The 18,901-nt window shown below is 67.2% G+C and carries 17 protein-coding genes; 8 read left to right on the plus strand and 9 right to left on the minus strand.

Annotation, left to right across the window (positions count from 1 at the left end):
* Nucleotides 1–31: 31 nt before the first annotated feature.
* Nucleotides 32–3,232 (plus strand): autotransporter domain-containing protein, encoded by a 3,201-nt coding sequence (locus GRI75_RS06985; RefSeq protein ID WP_160746241.1) that lies wholly within the window; start codon nucleotides 32–34, stop codon nucleotides 3,230–3,232.
* A gap of 74 nt (nucleotides 3,233–3,306) precedes the next feature.
* Here GRI75_RS06985 and GRI75_RS06990 read toward each other — a convergent pair whose 3' ends face one another.
* Complete coding sequence (locus GRI75_RS06990) at nucleotides 3,307–4,404, minus strand: NAD-dependent epimerase/dehydratase family protein (RefSeq protein WP_160746242.1); 1,098 nt, start codon at nucleotides 4,402–4,404, stop codon at nucleotides 3,307–3,309.
* 304 nt (nucleotides 4,405–4,708) lie between these two features.
* Between GRI75_RS06990 and GRI75_RS06995 the strand changes: the two genes are divergently transcribed.
* Nucleotides 4,709–5,452 carry a cytochrome c oxidase assembly protein gene (locus GRI75_RS06995; protein WP_160746243.1) on the plus strand — a complete coding sequence of 248 codons (744 nt, stop codon included), beginning with the start codon at nucleotides 4,709–4,711 and terminating at the stop codon, nucleotides 5,450–5,452.
* Nucleotides 5,449–6,099, plus strand: a complete 651-nt coding sequence (locus tag GRI75_RS07000) for a cytochrome b (protein ID WP_160746244.1) — start codon at nucleotides 5,449–5,451, stop codon at nucleotides 6,097–6,099. The genes GRI75_RS06995 and GRI75_RS07000 overlap by 4 nt, the downstream gene beginning before the upstream one ends.
* Here the strand turns inward: GRI75_RS07000 and GRI75_RS07005 are convergent.
* Entirely contained in the window at nucleotides 5,990–6,733 is a 744-nt protein-coding gene (locus GRI75_RS07005) for a c-type cytochrome (protein WP_160746245.1), read from the minus strand. The two genes, GRI75_RS07000 and GRI75_RS07005, sit on opposite strands and share 110 nt — an antisense overlap.
* Before the next feature lie 61 nt (nucleotides 6,734–6,794).
* Here GRI75_RS07005 and GRI75_RS07010 point away from each other — a divergent pair, with 61 nt between their 5' ends.
* From GRI75_RS07010 to GRI75_RS07025, 4 genes are read left to right on the plus strand one after another with little or no spacing between them, the layout of a single operon-like run.
* Complete coding sequence (locus GRI75_RS07010) at nucleotides 6,795–7,208, plus strand: c-type cytochrome (RefSeq protein WP_160746246.1); 414 nt, start codon at nucleotides 6,795–6,797, stop codon at nucleotides 7,206–7,208.
* Complete coding sequence (locus tag GRI75_RS07015; protein WP_160746247.1) at nucleotides 7,201–8,145, plus strand: cytochrome c oxidase subunit II; 945 nt, start codon at nucleotides 7,201–7,203, stop codon at nucleotides 8,143–8,145. Before GRI75_RS07010 ends, GRI75_RS07015 begins: the two co-directional genes overlap by 8 nt.
* Nucleotides 8,142–10,685 carry a cbb3-type cytochrome c oxidase subunit I gene (locus tag GRI75_RS07020; RefSeq protein WP_160746248.1) on the plus strand — a complete coding sequence of 848 codons (2,544 nt, stop codon included), beginning with the start codon at nucleotides 8,142–8,144 and terminating at the stop codon, nucleotides 10,683–10,685. The genes GRI75_RS07015 and GRI75_RS07020 overlap by 4 nt, the downstream gene beginning before the upstream one ends.
* 1 nt (nucleotide 10,686) lies before the next feature.
* Nucleotides 10,687–10,962: a hypothetical protein gene (locus GRI75_RS07025; protein ID WP_160746249.1), complete on the plus strand. Its 276-nt coding sequence runs from the start codon at nucleotides 10,687–10,689 to the stop codon at nucleotides 10,960–10,962.
* 12 nt (nucleotides 10,963–10,974) lie between these two features.
* On the opposite strand, the gene GRI75_RS07030 is transcribed toward GRI75_RS07025, so the two are convergent.
* The 6 genes from GRI75_RS07030 to GRI75_RS07055 all read right to left on the minus strand — a co-directional run bounded on the left by GRI75_RS07030 (nucleotide 10,975) and on the right by GRI75_RS07055 (nucleotide 17,122).
* A complete protein-coding gene (locus GRI75_RS07030) occupies nucleotides 10,975–11,811 on the minus strand; it encodes an HAD-IIA family hydrolase (protein ID WP_160746250.1) in 837 nt (278 codons plus the stop codon).
* A gap of 153 nt (nucleotides 11,812–11,964) precedes the next feature.
* Nucleotides 11,965–13,428, minus strand: a complete 1,464-nt coding sequence (locus tag GRI75_RS07035; protein ID WP_160746251.1) for a biotin carboxyl carrier protein — start codon at nucleotides 13,426–13,428, stop codon at nucleotides 11,965–11,967.
* The gene (locus GRI75_RS07040) at nucleotides 13,428–13,598 is read right to left on the minus strand and encodes a hypothetical protein (RefSeq protein ID WP_160746252.1); all 171 of its coding nucleotides are present in this window, start codon (nucleotides 13,596–13,598) and stop codon (nucleotides 13,428–13,430) included. Before GRI75_RS07040 ends, GRI75_RS07035 begins: the two co-directional genes overlap by 1 nt.
* Nucleotides 13,595–14,080, minus strand: coding sequence for an acetyl-CoA carboxylase biotin carboxyl carrier protein (locus tag GRI75_RS07045; protein WP_160746253.1), 486 nt, complete (start codon nucleotides 14,078–14,080; stop codon nucleotides 13,595–13,597). The genes GRI75_RS07040 and GRI75_RS07045 overlap by 4 nt, the downstream gene beginning before the upstream one ends.
* Nucleotides 14,077–15,114 carry a PEP/pyruvate-binding domain-containing protein gene (locus GRI75_RS07050; RefSeq protein ID WP_160746254.1) on the minus strand — a complete coding sequence of 346 codons (1,038 nt, stop codon included), beginning with the start codon at nucleotides 15,112–15,114 and terminating at the stop codon, nucleotides 14,077–14,079. Before GRI75_RS07050 ends, GRI75_RS07045 begins: the two co-directional genes overlap by 4 nt.
* 169 nt (nucleotides 15,115–15,283) lie before the next feature.
* Entirely contained in the window at nucleotides 15,284–17,122 is a 1,839-nt protein-coding gene (locus GRI75_RS07055; RefSeq protein ID WP_160746255.1) for a PEP-utilizing enzyme, read from the minus strand.
* A gap of 235 nt (nucleotides 17,123–17,357) precedes the next feature.
* On the opposite strand from GRI75_RS07055, the gene GRI75_RS07060 reads away from it, so the two are divergent.
* Nucleotides 17,358–17,729, plus strand: coding sequence for a PilZ domain-containing protein (locus tag GRI75_RS07060; protein WP_160746256.1), 372 nt, complete (start codon nucleotides 17,358–17,360; stop codon nucleotides 17,727–17,729).
* Nucleotides 17,730–17,744: 15 nt separating this feature from the next.
* Here the strand turns inward: GRI75_RS07060 and GRI75_RS07065 are convergent, their stop codons facing one another.
* Entirely contained in the window at nucleotides 17,745–18,719 is a 975-nt protein-coding gene (locus GRI75_RS07065) for an AraC-like ligand-binding domain-containing protein (protein ID WP_160746257.1), read from the minus strand.
* Nucleotides 18,720–18,901: the final 182 nt, after the last annotated feature.

Here is an 18,901-nt window from a genome sequence, read left to right on the forward strand (position 1 = left end):
TCGACAACCGATCTGGACGAGGGAACTCCAAATGCGTCGTTACCTGCTTGCCTCTACCGCCATGCTCGCGATCGCCACTCCGGCCGCGGCCGAGACCATCGCGACCAAAGTTACCGCTCCGGTGCGGACCTCCACCGTCAAGGCCGGCGCCCCGGATTCGATCACCATCACCTCGGCCGGCTCGGTCGTCCTGACCGGCGGCACGGCGGTGACGATGGACAGCAACCATTCGGTGACCAACCAGGGCGCGGTCACGATCGGCAACGCCAATGGCGCGGTCGGTATCGCCGCGCTCGCCGGGACGAGCGGCGACATCGTGAACTCCGGCACGATCACGATCGACGAACCCTACACGCCGACCGACAGCGACAACGACGGTGACCTCGACGGTCCCTTCGCGCTCGGTTCGGGCCGCTTCGGCATCCGCACAGCCGGCGCGCACACCGGCAAGCTGAACAACAGCGGCACGATCACGGTGGAAGGCAACGACTCCGCCGGCATCTGGCTCGGAGGTCCGCTGACCGGCGCCTTCACCCACGACGGCAAGACCACTGTGCTTGGCAACAACGCTGTCGGCGTCCAGGCGCAGGACATCACCGGCACTGTGCGGCTGGCCGGCACCGTGACCGCCACCGGCACGAATGCGATCGGCGCGCGGTTCTCGGGCGACGTGGACGGGGCCATGGTCGTCCAGGGCGCGATCACCTCGACCGGCTATCGCTACACCACTGCGCCCTCCAGCACCGCCAAGCTCGATGCCGACGACCTGTTGCAGGGCGGATCGGCACTGGTGATCGAGGGAGACGTGACCGGCGGCATCGTTCTGGCGGTACCCCCGAAGGACAACAATGCCAACAATGCCGACGAAGACGGCGACGGTATCGAAGATGCCAAGGAAGGTTCCGCCAAAGTGGTCTCCTACGGCGCGGCTCCCGCCATGGTGATCGGCGCCGCCGATCGCGCGGTGACCATCGGCCCGGTCGCCGCCACGGCCACCAAGTTCGGCCTCCAGATCGACGGTGCGGTGGGCGGCATCGGTCTTTATTCCGGCGTCGCTGCCAACGGCCTCGTCATCGGCGGACGCGGCGGAGACGTGACCATCGCAAACGGCGTCGGCATCACCGGAACGGTCTCTGCCGTGTCCGACGGAGCCAGCGCCACGGCGCTGCGCTTCGGCGCCGGAGCGACGACGCCCGAAATCCGCAACTCCGGAACCGTCGAAGCGAAAGGCGGCAATTCGGCCACCGCGAAGACCACCGCTCTCGCCATTGATGCGGGCGCCAGCGTGGCCACCCTCCGCAACAGCGGCACGATCAAGGCCACCGCCGCTGGAGAGAACGGCTCCGCCACTGCGATCATCGACCGCAGCGGCAACACCACCCTGGTCGAGAACAGCGGCGCAATCTCCGCGACGGGAGCCAAGGCCGGATCGGGGCGCAATATCGCCATCGACCTCTCCGCCAACACCACCGGCGTCACCGTGAAGCAGACCCAGGTCGGCTCCGGCTTCACCGCTCCGGCGATCGACGGCGATATCCGGCTCGGATCGGGCAACGACTTGCTCGACGTGGCCGACGGCACCTTCAAGGGCGCGGCATTCTTCGGCGCGGGCAACAACGCGTTCGCGCTCTCGGGCGATGCGGTGCACACCGGCTCCGCCCTGTTCGGCGCAGGCAGCGATACGATGAGCCTGGCCGGCACCTCCGTTTTCTCCGGCGTGGCGGACTTCGGTGGCGGCGCGGATACCCTGACCATCGGCGGTTCGGCGCGGTTCTCCGGCAGCCTTGCGAATTCGGCCAACCTGGCGGTGAACGTCGCCGGCGGTACGCTCGACATCAACAAGCCTGCCTCGATCGCCTCGCTCACCGTCGGCGCGGGCGGCACCCTCGCGGTCACGCTCGACAAGGCGGCCGGCTCCGGCACGGCTTACGACGTGTCGGGCACCGCGAGCTTCGCCAGCGGAGCCAAGCTCGCTGTGCGCCTGGCGGACGTGAGCAATGCGGAAGGCAGCTATGTCGTGGTGGATGCAGGCACTCTGCAGGGCGCCTCGGGCATCGCGGTGAATACGTCGGCGGTACCGTTCCTGTTCAAGGCCTCCCTCGCCAGCAATGCCGGCCCGAACCGCATCGTGGTCGATGTCGCCAAGCGTACCTCGCAGGAACTCGGCCTCAACCGCTCCCAGAGCACGGCCTATAACGCGGTGTTCGCGGCGATCGGCGAGGACGACGATGTCGAGAAGATCTTCCTCGGCATCAGCGACGGCGACCAGTTCCGCCACGCCGTGCGGCAGATGCTGCCCGATCACGCCGGCGGCGCGTTCGAGGGTGTCAGCCTCGGCACCCGCGCCTTCGCCCGGCAAGTGGCCGATCCGCCGAGCCCGGTCTACTCGAGCGGCGGCCTGGACGTGATCGTCAGCGCCGCAGCCTGGACCAGCGACAAGGACGAAGGCGCGACCGCCGTCTACGACCTCGGCGGCTTCGGCTTCTCCGGCGCCGGCGAGATCGACACCGGCATCGGCAGCTTCGGCCTCGCCGCGACCTGGCTGTGGAACGAGTACGACCAAGGCAGCGACTACAACCGCGTCCTCTCCGATACTTACGAGCTGGCGGCCTATTGGCGCGGCAAGTGGGGCGGGCTCACGACCTTCGCGCGCGGTTCCATTGGCCTGGTCGATTTCCGCGGACGCCGCACGTTCACCGGCCAGGCCGGCGACAAGGCGGTCGAGCGCCACGTCATCAGCGAATGGAACGGAACGATGATGTCGGCCAGCGGCGGCCTGTCCTACGAAGGCGGCGGCACCCACTTTTTCTTCCGCCCGAGCGTCTCGTTCGATTACCTCAAGCTCGACGAGGACGGCTACACCGACCACGGCGGCGAGGGCCTCGACCTCGAGGTGGAGGACCGCAAGAGCGACGAATTCGCGGTCAACGGCGGCCTCACCCTGGGATTCGACTTCACCGGTACCCGCAAGCGGGACGAGAACTGGTTCCGTGTCGAAACCGAAGGCGGCTGGCGCGAAGTCGTCGGCGGCTCGCTCGGCGCGACGACCGCGAAGTTCGAAGACGGCACCCCGTTCACGCTCGAACCGGAGCAGGTCGACAGCGGCTGGTACGCCCGCCTGCGCGCCATGGGCGGCAGCTCGATGTTCGAGATGGGCGGCGAACTGGGCGCCGAAGACCGCCACGGCGGCACCGCGCTGTCCCTGCGCGGAACGCTGAAGATGGGCTTCTGACGCAGCGCATCCGGGCCGGGTGGATGGATCGCCGGCGGCGGTCCATCCCCTCGCCGTCTGCAAGAGCCGCCTGATCAAGCGGGCGTCGGCCACTCTTTTGGCGGGGTGACCTTGTTCGCGCGGTACCAGCCGGGCGGATCGCGCTTGAGGTTCGCGATCATCGCGGGAAGCTCGTCCTTCAGCCGGTGGTGTGGAGCCCAGCCGAGCAGCGTTTGTGCGCGCGAGATGTCGAGCGCGTAGTGATCGTCGGCCATCCGGACCATGAACGGCTTGATGAACGGCTCCTCGCCTTTGTCGATGGCGTCCGGGATGAGGGGCTCGAGCTTTTCCTGGGCCCATGCGCCGGCAGCGGCCAGTGGCTTCGGTATGCGCAGGACCGGCCACTCCTCCTGGCCGTGGACCAGGTGTCCGATCTCGTCCTGCAGAGCGTCGTATCCGATCGTCTCGGGCTCGCCGATCAGCAGCGCGGTCCGTCGGGGCAGATCATGCCGCCGGTCAACCGTGCGGCGGATCGCGTCGAGCATGTCGTCGCGGTGCAGCATGGCCTGCCCGGCGTCGCGCCGGCCGGAGTAGAGATGGCTCTCGAAGTCGCGCTCATAGACCCGCGCGATCTGCTGCGCGAGGGTGGGGACCATCGTCTCGTCGTCGTAGACTCCGGCTAGTCGGAGCAGCGCCACCGGGATCTCGCCGGCTTCCTCCTCGATTACGCGTTCGGCCTCGGCCTTGGACTTCGGGTAGGCCCACTGCGGATCGATCGGCTGGTCTTCATCGATGACTTCGCCGGGCCGCCCCGGGCGGTGGACCAGCATCGTGCTGGTATAAAGGAACTGCTCCACCTCGAACTCGCGCAGCGCGCGGAGCAGCAGGCGCGTCCCCTCGACGTTCAGCTTGCGGTAGAGTGGGTGTTCCTCGCCGGAGAAGTCGAAGAACGCGGCAAGGTGGATCACGCTGGCGATCCGCGTGCCGTGCTCCTCGCGGATCTGCGCGAGCGCTGCCGTGATCGCTTCGCCTGACGTGAGTTCCGCTTCGATGATCGGGAACGGCTCGCTCGCCGCCGACCGGTCGAGCCCGGCGACCGTGTATTCGCGGCTCAGAGCAGTGCCGATCGAGCGGCCCAGGTTTCCCCCTGCGCCGGTGATCAGCACGAGGGGTTTGGTGGGTTGCCCGGTCATGCACCCCTAAAGCGCACCGCCGCCGCCGGGTTCCGTCATACGCCCTGGAACCTGCTGTCCCTCCTCGTCATGCTGAACTCGTTTCAGCATCCATCCTGCCTCCAGGCGTGGTCTGTGCGGGTGGAGAGATGGACCCTGAAACGAGTTCAGGGTGACGAGTTGGGGGGCGGTTCCCGGGGCCCGCGCCCAGTAATGCCGGATCGAGGCGACACCGAATGCCCGGAAAGCGGACCAGATAGCGTGAAAACATATCGCCGCCCGTGCGTTGATCCCGGAAACAGCCGGACGAGGGCAGCTTCATGCAATGACCAGCGCCGCAGACCTCTGGGTTCCCTATTGCGGGGCGGCGCCGCTCCCTGCCGAGTGGATCGGGCGTTGGAACCTCGACCCGTTCCTGCTGGCGGCACTGGCGCTAGCCGCTGCCTGGCTGTGGCGTTCCCGATCCGCGGACAGGCGCGCGGGCTCGTGCGCACTCGCCGTCGCGGCGTTCCTGTTCGTCAGCCCGTTCTGCGCGATGGGCTCGGCGCTGTTCCTCGTCCGGGTGATCCACGACGTGATACTGGCCGCTGTCCTCGGGCCGCTGGTGATGGCCACGCTGCGGTTGCACGAGCGGGTGGTGCCCGGTTCGCTCGCCTTGTGGACGGCGATCCACGCGCTGGTCTTCTGGGCCTGGCACGCGCCGCCGCTTTACGAGGCGGTGATGTCCTCCAGCCCCGTGTTCTGGCTGATGCAGGCGACGATTACCGCGAGCGCGGCGGTCTGGTGGGCCAAGGTTCTACGCGCCCCCGCCGCCGGCGGCGTCGCGGCGCTGTTGGCGACGCTCGTGGCGATGGGTCTGCTCGGCGCACTGCTGACGTTCGCCGGCACCGCGTTCTACGCGCCGCACTGGCTGACGACATCGGCCTGGGGCCTCTCGCCGCTGGAGGATCAGCAGCTTGCCGGGATCGTCATGTGGGCGCCCGCGGGCGCGATCTACCTGCTGGGGGCGATGGTAGTCCTCTATCGCTCGATGCGCGCGGCCTCGCGAGATAGGCAGGCGCCCGCGTGAAGCTGCTCGACCATATCCGCGCCTGGGCGGTCGGCTTCACGGAGAACGGCAAGTATTCCCCAGTCGGGGTGTGGTTCCACTGGATCATGGCCGGGCTGGTGCTCTACCAGCTGTTCTCCGGCTGGATGATGCAGCGCTACCAGGTCGGCGGCGACAAGCTGGAGGTCTATGCGCGGCACAGCGAGCTCGGGCTGAGCCTGCTGCTCCTGGCGATCCTCCGCGGGCTGTGGCGACTGTTCATCCCCGATCCGATCAACGCCGCCGACAATCAGGGCTGGAAGACCACCGCGGCCCATGTGACGCACATCGGGTTCTATGCCCTGTTCGCGCTGCTGCCGCTGAGCGGGTGGTGCCTGTGGTCGGCGATCCAGCCGGCGCAGCCGCTCTATCTCGCGGGCCTCGTCCCGCTGCCGCCGATGCCGTTCTACGACCTCTCGCCTGCCTGGCAGTACCGCGTACTGGACTGGGCCGAGGATACGCACGTCGTCGGCGTGATCGGCCTGTGCCTGCTGCTGCCGCTGCACATCGGCGCGGCGCTCAAGCACCACTTCTGGGATCGCGACGACGTGGTGACGGGCATTCTGCCGGAAATCCCGGACGATCCGACCCATCCCCAGTACGGGCGATATAATCGGCCAGCGGGTTGATCTCCTCTTCGGCCATCGCTTGCGCCGCCGCCAGCATGACGTTCTGCGGATCGCCGTAGCGCTCGCCCGACCGCCAGGCGCGAAGCTGCGCGGCGACGTACGGCGCGGGTTGGCCGGCCAGCGAGGGACTGCCTGCTTGGGCATCGCCTCCGTCCCGCCCATGGCAGGTGGCGCACGCCTCGAGGCCGCGCTCGGGATCGCCTTGCAGGTAGAGCGCCTCTGCTCCGGGTTCGCATGCGAGCCGGACCGACGGAGCCCTTTCCAGCGGCGCCGGTTCCATGCCCGCGTAGTAGTCGGATACGTGGGAGCGCTGCTCGTCCGTCAGTTGCCGGGCGATCCAGCTCATCTGCTCGTGCTGGCGCAGCCCGTCGGCGTAGAAGATCAACTGGCGGGCGATGTAGCCCGGGTCCAGCCCGGCGATGCGCGGGGTGAGGTTGCCGTCTCCCTCTCCACTCATGCCGTGGCATGTGTGGCAGGCGCCGCGCGGACCCGCATCGCCGCCGGACAGCGCGACCAGTTCGCCGGTCTGCGCGAAAGGCTTCGGCACCGGTTCGGGCGTGCAGCCGGCCGCCGCGAGCGCCAGGCAGGCCGCGGGAATGGCGCTCGATCCGGATCGCAATGCTGGCAGGCCCATCGTTCACGGGAACATTTCCCGAAACTGGCTGGTTCCCGATGAAGTTCATGGCGGGGGACGCATGGGTTCGGGCAGACAGGCACGATCATCCGGGAAGTGGCGCCCGGCCGGCCTCGCCGCCTGGGCGGTGATCGGAGCTCTTCTCGTCGCCTGCAAGCCGCCGGCCGAGACTCGCCGGACCCCCGAAGGAGGCGCCGAAGCCCGCGGGCTGGCGCTGATCGAGAACGCCGGCTGCGGCGCCTGCCACGAGATCCCGGGAGTTACTTGGCCGAAAGGGCGGCTCGGCCCCTCGCTCGCGGGGTTCGACGATGTCGGCCTGATCGCCGGAGCGCTGCCCAACCGCCCCGGAACGCTCGCCGCCTTCATCCGCAACGCGCCGTCGATAAAGCCCGGCTCCACGATGCCGCCGATGCCGCTGAGCGAAAGCCAGGCGGCCGATGTCGCCGCTTACCTCTACGGCCTCGATCATGACTGAGGCGCTGTGGGGATGGCCGCCGCCGGTGCTCGACCCGGCCGGGCCCTACGCCGAGAGCGTAACGGTGCTCTCCTGGGCGCTGTTCGCCATGGGGCTGTTCGTCACGGCCATCGTGGTGGCGGCGCTGTGGGTCGCGCTGAAGGGCCCCGCGCGCCTCAAGGCGAAGATCGGCGGAGAGAAGGTCGTCGGGATCGGCGGCATTGCCTTTCCCGCCGTGGTGCTGACCGGATTGCTGATTTGGGGCCTGACGCTCACCGCCAGCCTCACGAAGCCGATCACCGGTGAGGAGATGCGCATTCGCGTGACCGGGGAGATGTGGTGGTTCCGCGTCGAGTATCTCGGCCCTAGTGGCGACGTACTCTTCGAAGATGCCAACGAAGTTCACATACCTGTCGGCCAGCCCGTGGTGTTCGAGCTGACCTCGGCCGACGTGATCCACAGCTTCTGGGTGCCCAACCTCTCCGGCAAGAAGGACATGATCCCCGGCCGCACCACGCTGCTGCGGGTCGAGGCCGATAGGGCGGGGCGCTTCGGCGGCGTCTGTGCCGAGTACTGCGGCGGGCCGCACGCGCTGATGGGTTTCGTTGCGGTGGCGCACGAGCGTGAGGAATGGTCGGAGTGGCTTACCTCGCGAACGGCGCCCAGAGACGGCACCGGCGCTGCGGGGCGGGGGCGCGAGCTGTTCATGGAGTCCGGCTGCGCGGCCTGCCACCGGGTCGCCGGTACCGAGGCGGGGGGCCGGGCCGGACCGGATCTCACGCACATAGGCTCGCGCCTCACGCTCGGCGCCGGCATTCTGCCGAACCATCGCGGCACGCTCATCGGCTGGATCGGGGACAGCCAGTCGATCAAGCCGGGCAACCGCATGCCGAGCTACGACCAGCTTCCCGCCGAAGACCTCCACGCGCTGGCCGCCTGGCTCGAGCAGCAGAAATGAGCTCGGAAACGGGCTTCGACACCCGGCTGTACGAACGCTTCCCGACGTCCGAGCCGCGGCCTGAGGGTGAGCTGGAGGAACTGCAGCGCATCTGGGCCGCCCCGCGCGGGCTGAAGCTGCTGACGGCCGTCAATAACAACTACGTCGGGTTCTGGTACGTCGCGACCAGCCTGCTGTTCTTCCTGCTGGCAGGTATCCTGGCGCTGGGCATGCGGGTGCAGCTGGCCGCGCCGATGCAGGAATTTCTCGACCAGGAGACCTACAACCAGTTCTTCACCATGCACGGCACGGTCATGATGTTCCTCTTCGCCGTGCCGGCGGTGGAGGCGATCGGGATCATGCTGCTGCCGCAGATGCTGGCCGCGCGCGACCTGCCGTTCCCGAGGCTCTCGGCATATGCATTCTGGGCCTACCTCGTCGGCGGCCTGGCGTTCTTCTGCTCGATCTTCGTAGGGCTGGCGCCAGACGGCGGCTGGTTCATGTACCCGCCGCTGACCAGCAAGGCCTTCAGTCCGGGACTGAACGCCGACTTTTGGCTGCTCGGCATCGGCTTCATCGAGATTTCGGCCATCGCCGGGGCGGTGGAGATCATCGTCGGCGTGCTGAAGACCCGCGCGCCGAACATGACCCTCGACCGAATGCCGATGTTCGCCTGGGCCATGCTGGTGTTCGCGGTGATGATCGTCGTCGCCTTTCCCTCGGTGATCCTGTGCACGCTGCTGCTGGAGATCGAGCGCGCTTTCAACTGGCCGTTCTTCGATCCGACGCGCGGCGGCGATCCGCTGCTGTGGCAGCACTTGTTCTGGTTCTTCGGGCATCCGGAGGTCTACATCATCTTCATTCCTGCCGCGGGCCTGATGAGCATGATGGTGGCGACCGTCGCGCGGACCGAGCTGGTCGGCTACCGGCTCAACGTGCTGGCCCTGGTGGCGACCGGCTTCATCAGCTTCGGGGTGTGGGCGCACCACATGTTCGCCACCGACATGCCGCGCGTTTCCTCCGGGTACTTCTCCGCAGCGAGCATGGCGGTGAGCCTTCCGGCGGGCATACAGGTGTTCTGCTGGATCGCCACGCTCGCCAGCGGGAAAGTGCTCAAGTGGAGCACGCCGGCGCTGTTCGTGGTCGGAAGCATCGTCACGTTCACGATGGGCGGGCTGACCGGCGTGATGCTGGGAATGGTGCCGTTCGACTGGCAGGTGCACGATACTTACTTCGTCGTGGCGCACCTGCACTACGTGCTGATCGGCGGGATGGTGTTCCCGATGTTCGCCGCGCTCTACTACTGGACCCCGATGACCAGCCGCAAGCCGCTTTCCGAGAGGCTGGGGCGCTGGGTGTTCTGGCTCATGTTCACCGGCATGCACGTGACGTTCCTGCCGATGCACCTGACCGGCCTGATGGGCATGCCGCGGCGGGTCTACACTTACCTGCCGGGCCGCGAGATCGACTTGCTCAACCTGACCAGCACGATCGGGGCGTTCACCATAGCCGCCGGCGTGCTGCTGTTCCTGTTCGATCTCGCACGGAACTTCCGCTTCACCACCGAGCACGACGCCGGAAACGTCTATGGCGGCGGTACGCTCGAATGGCTACCGACTGGGCTCTATTCGGTCCGCTCCATCCCCGTGGTGCGCTCGCGCGATCCCTTGTGGGACGATCCGTCGATCTCGGGGGACGTGGAGGAGGGGCGGTACTTCCTGCCCAACGCGCCGACCGGCACGCGCGAAACCCTGATCACCTCGCCGATCAAGGCGGAGCCGGAATATATCCAGTTGATGCCGGGGCCGTCACCCTGGCCGTTGGCGGCGGCGGTGTTCACGGCGGGGTTCTTCCTCGCGCTGACCGTTCAGGCATACGCCTTCGGCGTGTTCAGCGGCGTGCTCGCCGTGCTTTCGGTGCTGCGCTGGCTGTGGGAGACAGACCGCCCGGTGAAGATGAGCGAGGCGGACGTCGGCGCGGGCATCGTGCTGCCGATCGCCATCACCGGCCCGCGCAGCCACGGCTGGTGGGCTCTCAACGTGCTGATGGTCGTGATCGGCATGATCGGCGTGATGGCGATCTTCGCCTATCTCTACCTCTACGGCATCCACCCGGAAGTCTGGTCGGCCCCTCCGGCGCTTGGCCAGACTGCGCTCATCGTGGCGCTGAACGTGCTGGTGCTCGGCCTTTCCTGGGGCGGGCGCAAGTGGTTGGAGAAGCGGGCAGGGCAGTACGCCAACGACGGCCCGTGGGCTCTGGAGATGCTCGGCACGGCGGTGCTCGCGGGCGCGCTTTACCTGGACATCAGCGGCTGGCTCGGAACCGGGCTCCAACCGACCGCGAGCGGCATGGGCGCGACGGTGTTCATGCTCATGGCGCTCCAGGGGCAGGTCGTGGCGGTGTCGCTGGTCATGGCGATCTACCTGGCGTTCCGCGAAGCACGGGGCCTGCTCACGACCCCCCGCAACGTCACGATGGACGTGGTCGCGCGCTTCATCGCCTACTCCGCGCTCCAGGGCATCGTGTTCGCCCTCGTGCCGCGGCTGTTTCCGGGGAGCTGACATGGTCGAAGGCCCGATCGACCAGGACCGGACATGGAACACGGTGCTTCTCGCGTTCGCGATCTGGTCCGCCCACTTCCTGGTCGCTTACGGAGGCGCGCTGATCTTCCCCGGGCAGGCCATGGTGCTGTGGATCGCCCTGGCGGCCTTCGTCGGGGCGTTGGTAGCGCTGATGTGGCTCTGGCTGCGGAGGACCCGCACGCCGCTCGGCACGCTTGCCGTGGCGCTCGCGGGGCTGTTCGTGGTCTTCGATACGCTGCCCGCGCTGCTCGGCTAAGGCCCGCCTGTTCTAAGAGAGCCAGCCGCCGCCGAGCAGTTCGCCGACGCTTTCGATCACCAGGTGGGGCCGCCGTTCGCTGGGCTGCGCCGCCCATTCCTCGCGCGAGGTCGTACCGCTGGTCACTCCGACGCCGATCGCTCCGCCCGCGACGGCCATCTCCATCTCGACCAGCGGATCGTCGCCGATGACGGCGATCTCGGTGGCGTCGAGCCCGAGCTTGGCGGAGACGAAATCCATCGCCAGTTGCGAAGGCTTGCCGGTCACTTCGGGCTCGCGGCCCGTGACGCGCTGGATCGCTCCGTTGATCGCGCAGCTATAGCCGAAGGCGGGGCCGTCCTGCGTGGCGAAGAAGGGCACGTCGGAAGCGGTGTAGAATGCCGCACCATCCATCACCCGGCCGGCGGCGGCGTGGATGTCGTTCATCGAGCACTCCGGGTGCCAGGCGACATAGACCGCGTCGGCCCGGGATGCCGTTTCGTCACCGGGCAGGCAGCAAGGCACGCCGCGCCCTTCGAGCGCTTCGACCACTCCGGGCGTGCCGAGGACCAGCACCCGCTCGTGCCCGCGATCGGTGAATACTTTCGCGGCAACCGAGTTGGGAGTGAACAGGTGCTCGTCGGCGATCGGCAGGCCCACCTCACGCAGGCGCGGCCCCTGGCGAGCGGCCGCATAGGCGCTGCCGTTGGTCATCGCCAGGAACGGGATCTGCCGCCGCTCGAGCTCCAGCAGCACTTCGACCGCGCCGGGGATCACCTGATAGCTGCCGAGCTTGCGGTTGCTGAGGATCAGCGTCCCGTCGAGGTCGAACATGAAGCCTTTGGGCTTGTTGGGGGGAGTGGAATTCAAAGCTTCTCTAGTCCTTCTGCCGATACCTCCCGCTCACCGTCATGCTGAACTTGTTTCAGCATCCATTCCTCAGCCTGCGCGGTCCGTGCAAGCGGAGAGATGGACCCTGAACCGAGTTCAGGGTGACGGTGGAAGCGGTGGGGAGCCCTGGGTTCAACCGGCGCTCAGTTCCAGTTTGAAGTCTTCCTTCTCGACGCTGAGCTGAGTCAGGTCCGTGCGCTTCAGCATGTCGCGCAGGAGGTTCATCACCGCGACGGTCGAGGGATCGTACTCGCGCGGGGCCGGGCCGGCGGCTTTCATGGCGTCGATCATCTCGGCCGGCATCGTCGCGCGCAGCAGGAACTCCTCGTCCGAGAGGTTGCTGCCGATGCGCTTCCGGAGGTCCGAAAGCTCGGCCATCCCGGGTTCCGCCTGCAGTTCCTTGGTGCGCGGATTGGCCATGATCTTGTCGAGCACTTCGCCCTCGATCGGCACGTTGGGGCGGCCGAAGCGGCCGATGGCGTAGCGGATGATCTCGTCGGGGATGACCGCGTAGCGCCCTTTTCCGGTGACGTTGAGCATCGCCTGGGTCTGCAGCATCTGCGCAAAAGGGGTCATGACGATCGGCCAGCCGAGCTCCTCGCGCACCCGGCCCATCTCCTCGATCACCGCGCCTTCGAGATGCGGCACGCCGTGGTCCGTCAGGTGCCGGCGCATCGTGCCGACCATGCCGCCAGGAAGCTGGTGGCGCAGGTAGGCGGCGTCGAAATGCATCGGCCTGCCCATCGGCAGGCCCTCCGCCTCCGCGAGGGCGGTGAAGTACTCGGCGACCGTACGGGCAGCGTCCTCGTCGATCTCCACCGTGTGGCCGATCGCCTTGAGGTTGGCGATCATGCGGGTGATCGGCGGGTTGCTCGTGCCATCCGCCGCGCCGCCGCTGGCGCACTGCACCGCTGCAACGCCGAGGTCCGCCGCCTCGAGGCAGGCGGGCTCGGCCAGGCCGATGGTGCAGTGGTTGTGCAGCTCCAGCGGTTTGTCGCCGATCTCGGCCAGGATCGCCGGGATGAGGGTCTGGGCGCGCTTGGGCGTCAGCAGGCCGCCTGGGTCCTTGATGTAGAACGCGTCGATGTCCGGGCTGGCCGCCATCGTGCGGGCAGCGGCGGCGTAGTGCGCGTCGTCATGGATTGGGCTGATGGTGTAGACCAGCGCGCCGATCACCTGCTCCCCGCCGGCGCGCTTGACCAGCTTGGCCACTTCCACGTTGGACGCGGCGTCGTTGTTCGGGTCGGCCAGAGCGAAGCGGCGGATGCCGTTGGTCGCCAGGGTGCGGAACGCCAGCTCCATGAACTCCGGGCTGGCGGTCTCCCAGGCGATGAAGCGGAAGCCGGTGGAGAGGAACTGCAGCGGCGTATCGCGGCAGATCTGGGCCATCCCCCTGATCCGTTCCCACGGATCCTGCTGCTTGTAGCGCACGGCGACGCCCATGTGCGTGGACGTGGTGAAGTCGATCGCGCGGTATCCGGCGCGTTCCATCACCGGGGCAATGGTCAGGGTCTTGGCGGTGTCGATCCCCAGCGCGCCCCACAGGCACTGGTTGCCGTCGCGAAGCGAGGTCTCGACGATTTGGATGGTGGCCATCAGGCGGCGTCCTCAACTGTTGTGAGAGCGGCAGCCGCCTTCTCTTCGTCATGCTGAACTTGTTTCAGCATCCATTCCTCCACCGCAGCCGTGCGGAGCGGCGGCACGATGGACCCTGAAACAAGTTCAGGGTGACGAGAATGTCTGGCGGTGAAGTGGTTCACGCTCATCCGTCCACTTTCACCCGGATCAGCGGCTGGCCGTCCTCCACCGCGGTGCCGTTCTCCGCGAGAATGGCCACGACCGTGCCGGTAACGCCCGCGCGGATCGGGTTCATCAGCTTCATCACCTCGATGATGCCGATCACCGTCTCCTCGTTCACTTTGTCGCCGGGCTGGACGAACGGCGGGTCGCCCGGGCGCGGGGCGGAGTAGAAGTTGCCGAGCAAGGGGGCGGGGACGTCGATCTCGCCCGCCCGGGCGGCGCCGGCTTCCTGGCCCAGCGGCGGCGGTTCGGGCTGATTGGCGGAAGAGGGCGCGGGCGCAGCGCTGCGCACTTCCTCCGCCTCGTCCTCATCATAACCCGGCGACCAGCGCCCGCCGTCGCGGCGGATGCGCAGCTTCAGGCTGCCCATCTCCAGTCTGAGGTCGGTGAAGTGGCTTTCGTCGAGCAGTTTGGCGATCTCGGCGATATCCGCGCCAGTGAGGCTCACTTGCGTCCCCCGAAGATACTCATCACGTGCTTGAGCGGGTTGTCTTCCGGCTTCTTGATCGGCGCGGCAGCGTCCTTCATCGCCCAGACCGTCTCCGGGCGGCTCTGCAGCAGAAGGAGGTTGCCCTGCTTGTCGAAGGCCCACTCGATGTCCTGCGGCTTGCCGTAGTGGCGCTCCACCTTCCGGCCGACTTCGCGCAGCGCCATCAGTTCGTCGTCCGTGAGGCAAGGCGCCGTTCGCTCCGTCCCTTCGAGCAGAACTTCCCTGATCCCGCCACCTTCGGCCGGAACCTGCTTGGCGTGCTTGTCGGAGATCTCGCGGCTGGAGATCTCTCCGGTGATCTTGCCGACGACCCATTTGTCGGGCGTTACCTCACCGGAGACGACCGCGCTGCCGAGGCCCCAGGCTCCTTCGATCGTGATGACCGACTTGTCGCCGGTCAGCGGGCTGCGGGTGAACATCACCCCGGCGCAGCGCGCGTCGACCATCGCCTGGACGACCACCGCCATGGCGACGCCCTCCTCCGGCAGGCCCTGCTTGCGGCGGTAGCACATGCTCTCGACCGAATAGAGGCTGCCCCAGCACTCGCGCACCCGGGCGACCATGTCCTCGCCCGTGAGCACCCACAGGAACGTGTCCTGCAGGCCGGCGAAGCTGGCGTCCTCGGCGTCCTCGGTTGTGGCGGAGGAGCGCACCGCGACCGGCGTGACCCCGTCGGTCAGCTCAGCATGGGCCGCGAGGATCGCGCGCTCCACTTCCGCCGGCATCGGTTCTTCGATGACCCGCCGGCGCAGCTCCTCCGACAGCTTCGTCGCCGCGCCGTGGTCGTCGGGATCGAGCGCGGAGACCCTGGCGCGCACCGGCTCACGATCCTCAAGGGCCTTGAGGAACTCCTCGAACGCGCTCGTCGTGACCACGAACCCGGGCGGCACGGCGATGCCGGCCTGGGTCAGCTCGCCCAGGCTGCCGCCTTTGCCGCCGACGGTGGGGCGGTCGTGAATGCCGACATCCTTGAACCATGCGACGGGGTTCATGAGATCCTCCCCGGGACGGGGAGGGGGACCATGCGAAGCATGGTGGAGGGGGCCCGCCTCCTGGTGCAACACGGAGAGGTGCGCGCACGGCCGCGAGCCCCCTCCACCACGCGCTGCGCGCGCGGTCCCCCTCCCCCTACCGGGGAGGATTGAGTCGCAAGCTTCACCATCACACCTCTTCCAGCACAGGCTCGTCGTGGAGGATCGTCACGGTCCCGCGGCCGCCGTCGACGCGGATGCGCTGGCCGTCCTTGATCTTCTGCGTCGCGGATCCGGTGCCGACGACTGCCGGCAGCCCGTATTCGCGAGCGACGATGGCCATGTGGCTCATTGAACCGCCGATGTCGGAGACCGCGGCGGAGATCTTCTGGAAGATCGGCGACCAGGTCGGGTTCGTTACCTGGCAGACCAGAATGTCTCCCTGCTGCAGGCGGCCAATCTCCTTGACCGACTTGACCACGCGCGCGGTGCCTTCGACCACGCCGGAACAGGCAGCGAAGCCCTTCAGCTCGTTCTCGTTGCCCTCGTCACCTTCGGACAGCCAGGTGTCGAGGTTCTCGCGGGTAATGCCCCAGAGCATGACAATCGCCGGGTCGTCGATCACGTCCGGTACCGCGCCGAGCGCAGGCGGCACGGTGTGCTCGGCCCAGGCCTCGATGGCCGCCGCGCGCTGCTTGACCACCGCCGGCCAGTGCTGCGGCCCGCGCGGCGGGGTGCCGCTGGACCAGGACAGCATCAGGTCGATGATCGCGCTTTCGAGCTCGTAATGCGTGAGGTGGAACACGTCCTCTTCCTTCTCGAAGAAGCCATGCTCGGCCAGCAGCGCGCCGAACTCCCTGATCTTGTTGAAGAACAGGTTGGTGTACCAGTGCTCGCAGTAGAACTTGTGGCCCTCGACGTAAGGAAACACCCGGTGCGCCAGTTCGATGAGCTGGTCGTAAGTGGCCTTGTCCTCTTCCGTGTCGAGCAGCTCGCGATAGTCGCTGACGAGCTGTTCGCGCTCCTCGATGAGTTGCTCGGTCGGGCGCTCGATGTTCACGCCCTTCTTGACCTTGTCGATGTAGCCCGGGAGCGCGGCGAAGGGCATCGACAGATCGTCGTTCCAGCTCCGGTGATAGTGGTAGAAGCCGTCACCCACGTTGATGTTGAACCACGGATTTCGGCTGGCCTCGAGCTCGTCGAGCCAGGCCTTGCCCTTCTCGCCGAGCTGGTCGAGCGCGCCGAGCACGTCCTCGATCACCATGTCGTCGTAGAACTTGTCCTCGATGCCGAGTTCGACCGCGCGACGGGCGAGGCGCTTCACTTCCTCGTCTGGGCGGAAGATCTCCGCCTCCATGCCGGCGACCATTCGGCTGATCGCCTGGTCGGAAATCTCCGGGAAGGCCTTCTTGCAGAAATCGAAGAAGGTCATGTAGGCGCCGTAGCCGAGCAGCAGGAACTCGAAGTGATGGTGCCACATCCGGAAGTAGCCTTCGAGCTGCTTCTGGTAGATGTCGAGCAGCGCGTGATTGGCGGCAACGCCCTTGCCGGTGTGGGTGGTCTCGATCGGCTCCAGATCAGGGAGAGAAGGCTTCGGCAGCGCCTGCGCGTCGGCGATCAGGGCCTTCATCTTGACCTTCCACTCGTCGTAGAGCCGCTCCCAGTTCTCGTAGTAGTAGAACGCGCGCTGCTGGAACTCGCCCATGCGCGCTTCGATCTCCGCCGGATCGGTCACCGGCACGCCGCCGATATAGACGCGGCCGTTGATGACGCGGTGGTCGATACCCTTGGTCGTCGGCAGCACGTGAACCCGGGTATTGAAACTGCCGAGCGCGCAATAGGCCGCTTCCGCCGTGACCATGTCGAAATGGTGCATCGGCTCAGGGAAGTGCATCGAGTTGTAGAACCAGAACCGCTCGTCATCCTCCGGCGTGAACTGGATGTAGTACGGGTGTGCCGCCTGTGCGGCTTCGGTACCTGGGACCACCTCGAGCGAGCTCGGCAGCGGGAAGCTTTTCTGTTCGGGCATGTGTATGGCAACCTCTCTCGAAAGAGCCCCGGGCGCCTTTGGCGTCTCCGATCGGGCTCTTCATCCAGGTGCAGACTACCCCGTTGCCGCACAGGGGCAAGGACTCCCGCGCACGGCGACTAGGACAAATGCGCAGGGGAAAATGTCTTGTTTTCCACGCTGCTCGATAGTCGGGACTGTTTAGCAATTGTTAGGCACCGATCAGTATTGTTGCGCTGTCTTTGGAGAGATTTCTATGGATGAGCGGAGGGTCGAGCGGGTTGTCACCGATGTCGAGGTGATCTGCCAGGTGCGCGAAACATCGTACCAGCTTCAGGTCTACGATCTGTCCACCAAGGGTTGCATGCTGGCGGCTTCGAGCGACACTACGCTTGCGGACGGTGAGAGCCTGGTGCTGAACTTCCTTGACGGCATTACCGTGCCGGGCCGGATAGCTTGGCGGCGGGGGAACTGTTTCGGCCTGCAGTTCGATACGGAGCTGCAAGACGTCGTCGTCCGTCACCTGGGCTACAAGATCCCGGGCGAGAACGCCGACCTCTTCGTCTCGCGCGACCGCTTTGGTCGGCCGCTCGAGCCGCTGCCGCTCCGCCCCAGTGAACTGAACTGAGCTCCGCCGCCGCGGTCAGGACTGCGGCGCGTGCCCCGCGCGCCATTCGCGCGGGGTGATGCCGAAACGCTTGCGGAACAGCCGGGCGAAGTATCCCGCATCGAGGAAGCCGTTGCGGAAGGCGATCTCAGCCACCGACAACCCTGCCGCGCGCCTGTCCGACAGCATGTCGCTGGCGCGGTCGAGCCGGGTGGCGTTGAGCTCCTGCACGAAGCTGGTGCCGCTGCCGGCGAGCAGGGTCTGCAGGTAGCGCTTGGAGATGCCGCAATCCTCCGCGACGCGCTCGGGCGAGAGGTCGGGCTCGGCGTAGTCGCTCTCGATCCGGCGGAGGATCTGCCGCGCGAGTTGCCCGCGATGACGGGTGTTCTCGCCCGTGTCGGGGAAGCCGGTGGCGAGGCCGAGGAGATTGCCAATCTGTTCGGCGATCAGCGGGCGGGGCAGGGGCGCGTCGTCCAGCCCGGCGATCATCGCCTCCAGCAGCGCGCCGAGCGGCGCGCCCCAGCCTTCGCTGGCGGAGATCGCCCGCGCCAGCAGCGCTTCCGGATCCGGCAGGTACCGCTCCAGCCAGCCTTGCGGCATCATCAGGTCGAGCGCCTCGTGCTCGGTGTCCATCTCCATCTGGTAGAAGCGCGTGTTGTCGAGCAGCACGAACTGCCCGGGCTCGACGACGAAGCGCTTGCCGCCCATCAGCGTCTTGATCGCACCGCGGCGGGCATAGACGAGCTGGATCGACGGCGCCGCACGGCCGCTGCTGCCCTCCCTACCAGTGTGGACCACGCGCTGCGCCGGAGCATGGAGCTGCAGCATGCGCAACTGGCCGACGCCGTGGCTGACCCAGCGGGCAGCGAAGCTGTCGGCGTCGAACACCGTCACCTCGATCGGGGCGATCGTGCTGGCGGCCCATTCCCGCCACTCCTTGAGCGCTTCGCGCCGGCCGAGCCCGGCGGAGGTCCAGCTGGCGTCTTCCGTCGGAGGGGAGGGCTTGGGCATGAGGCGAAACTAGGCCGGGCCGGGCGCGATCACAACGGCGACACGGATTCTGCCGATCGCGACGGAGCGGCACGAATTGCGCACAAGATCTGCGCTTCGCCGGTGAGTTGTGTCTTCCACGGGGCAAGTCGCTCCGGCAGGTATCGCTTCGTTCTTTTCACCTTTGGAGTCGAACGGTCCGA

Origin of the sequence: Croceibacterium soli, assembly GCF_009828065.1 — a bacterium.
GTDB lineage: Bacteria > Pseudomonadota > Alphaproteobacteria > Sphingomonadales > Sphingomonadaceae > Croceibacterium_B > Croceibacterium_B soli.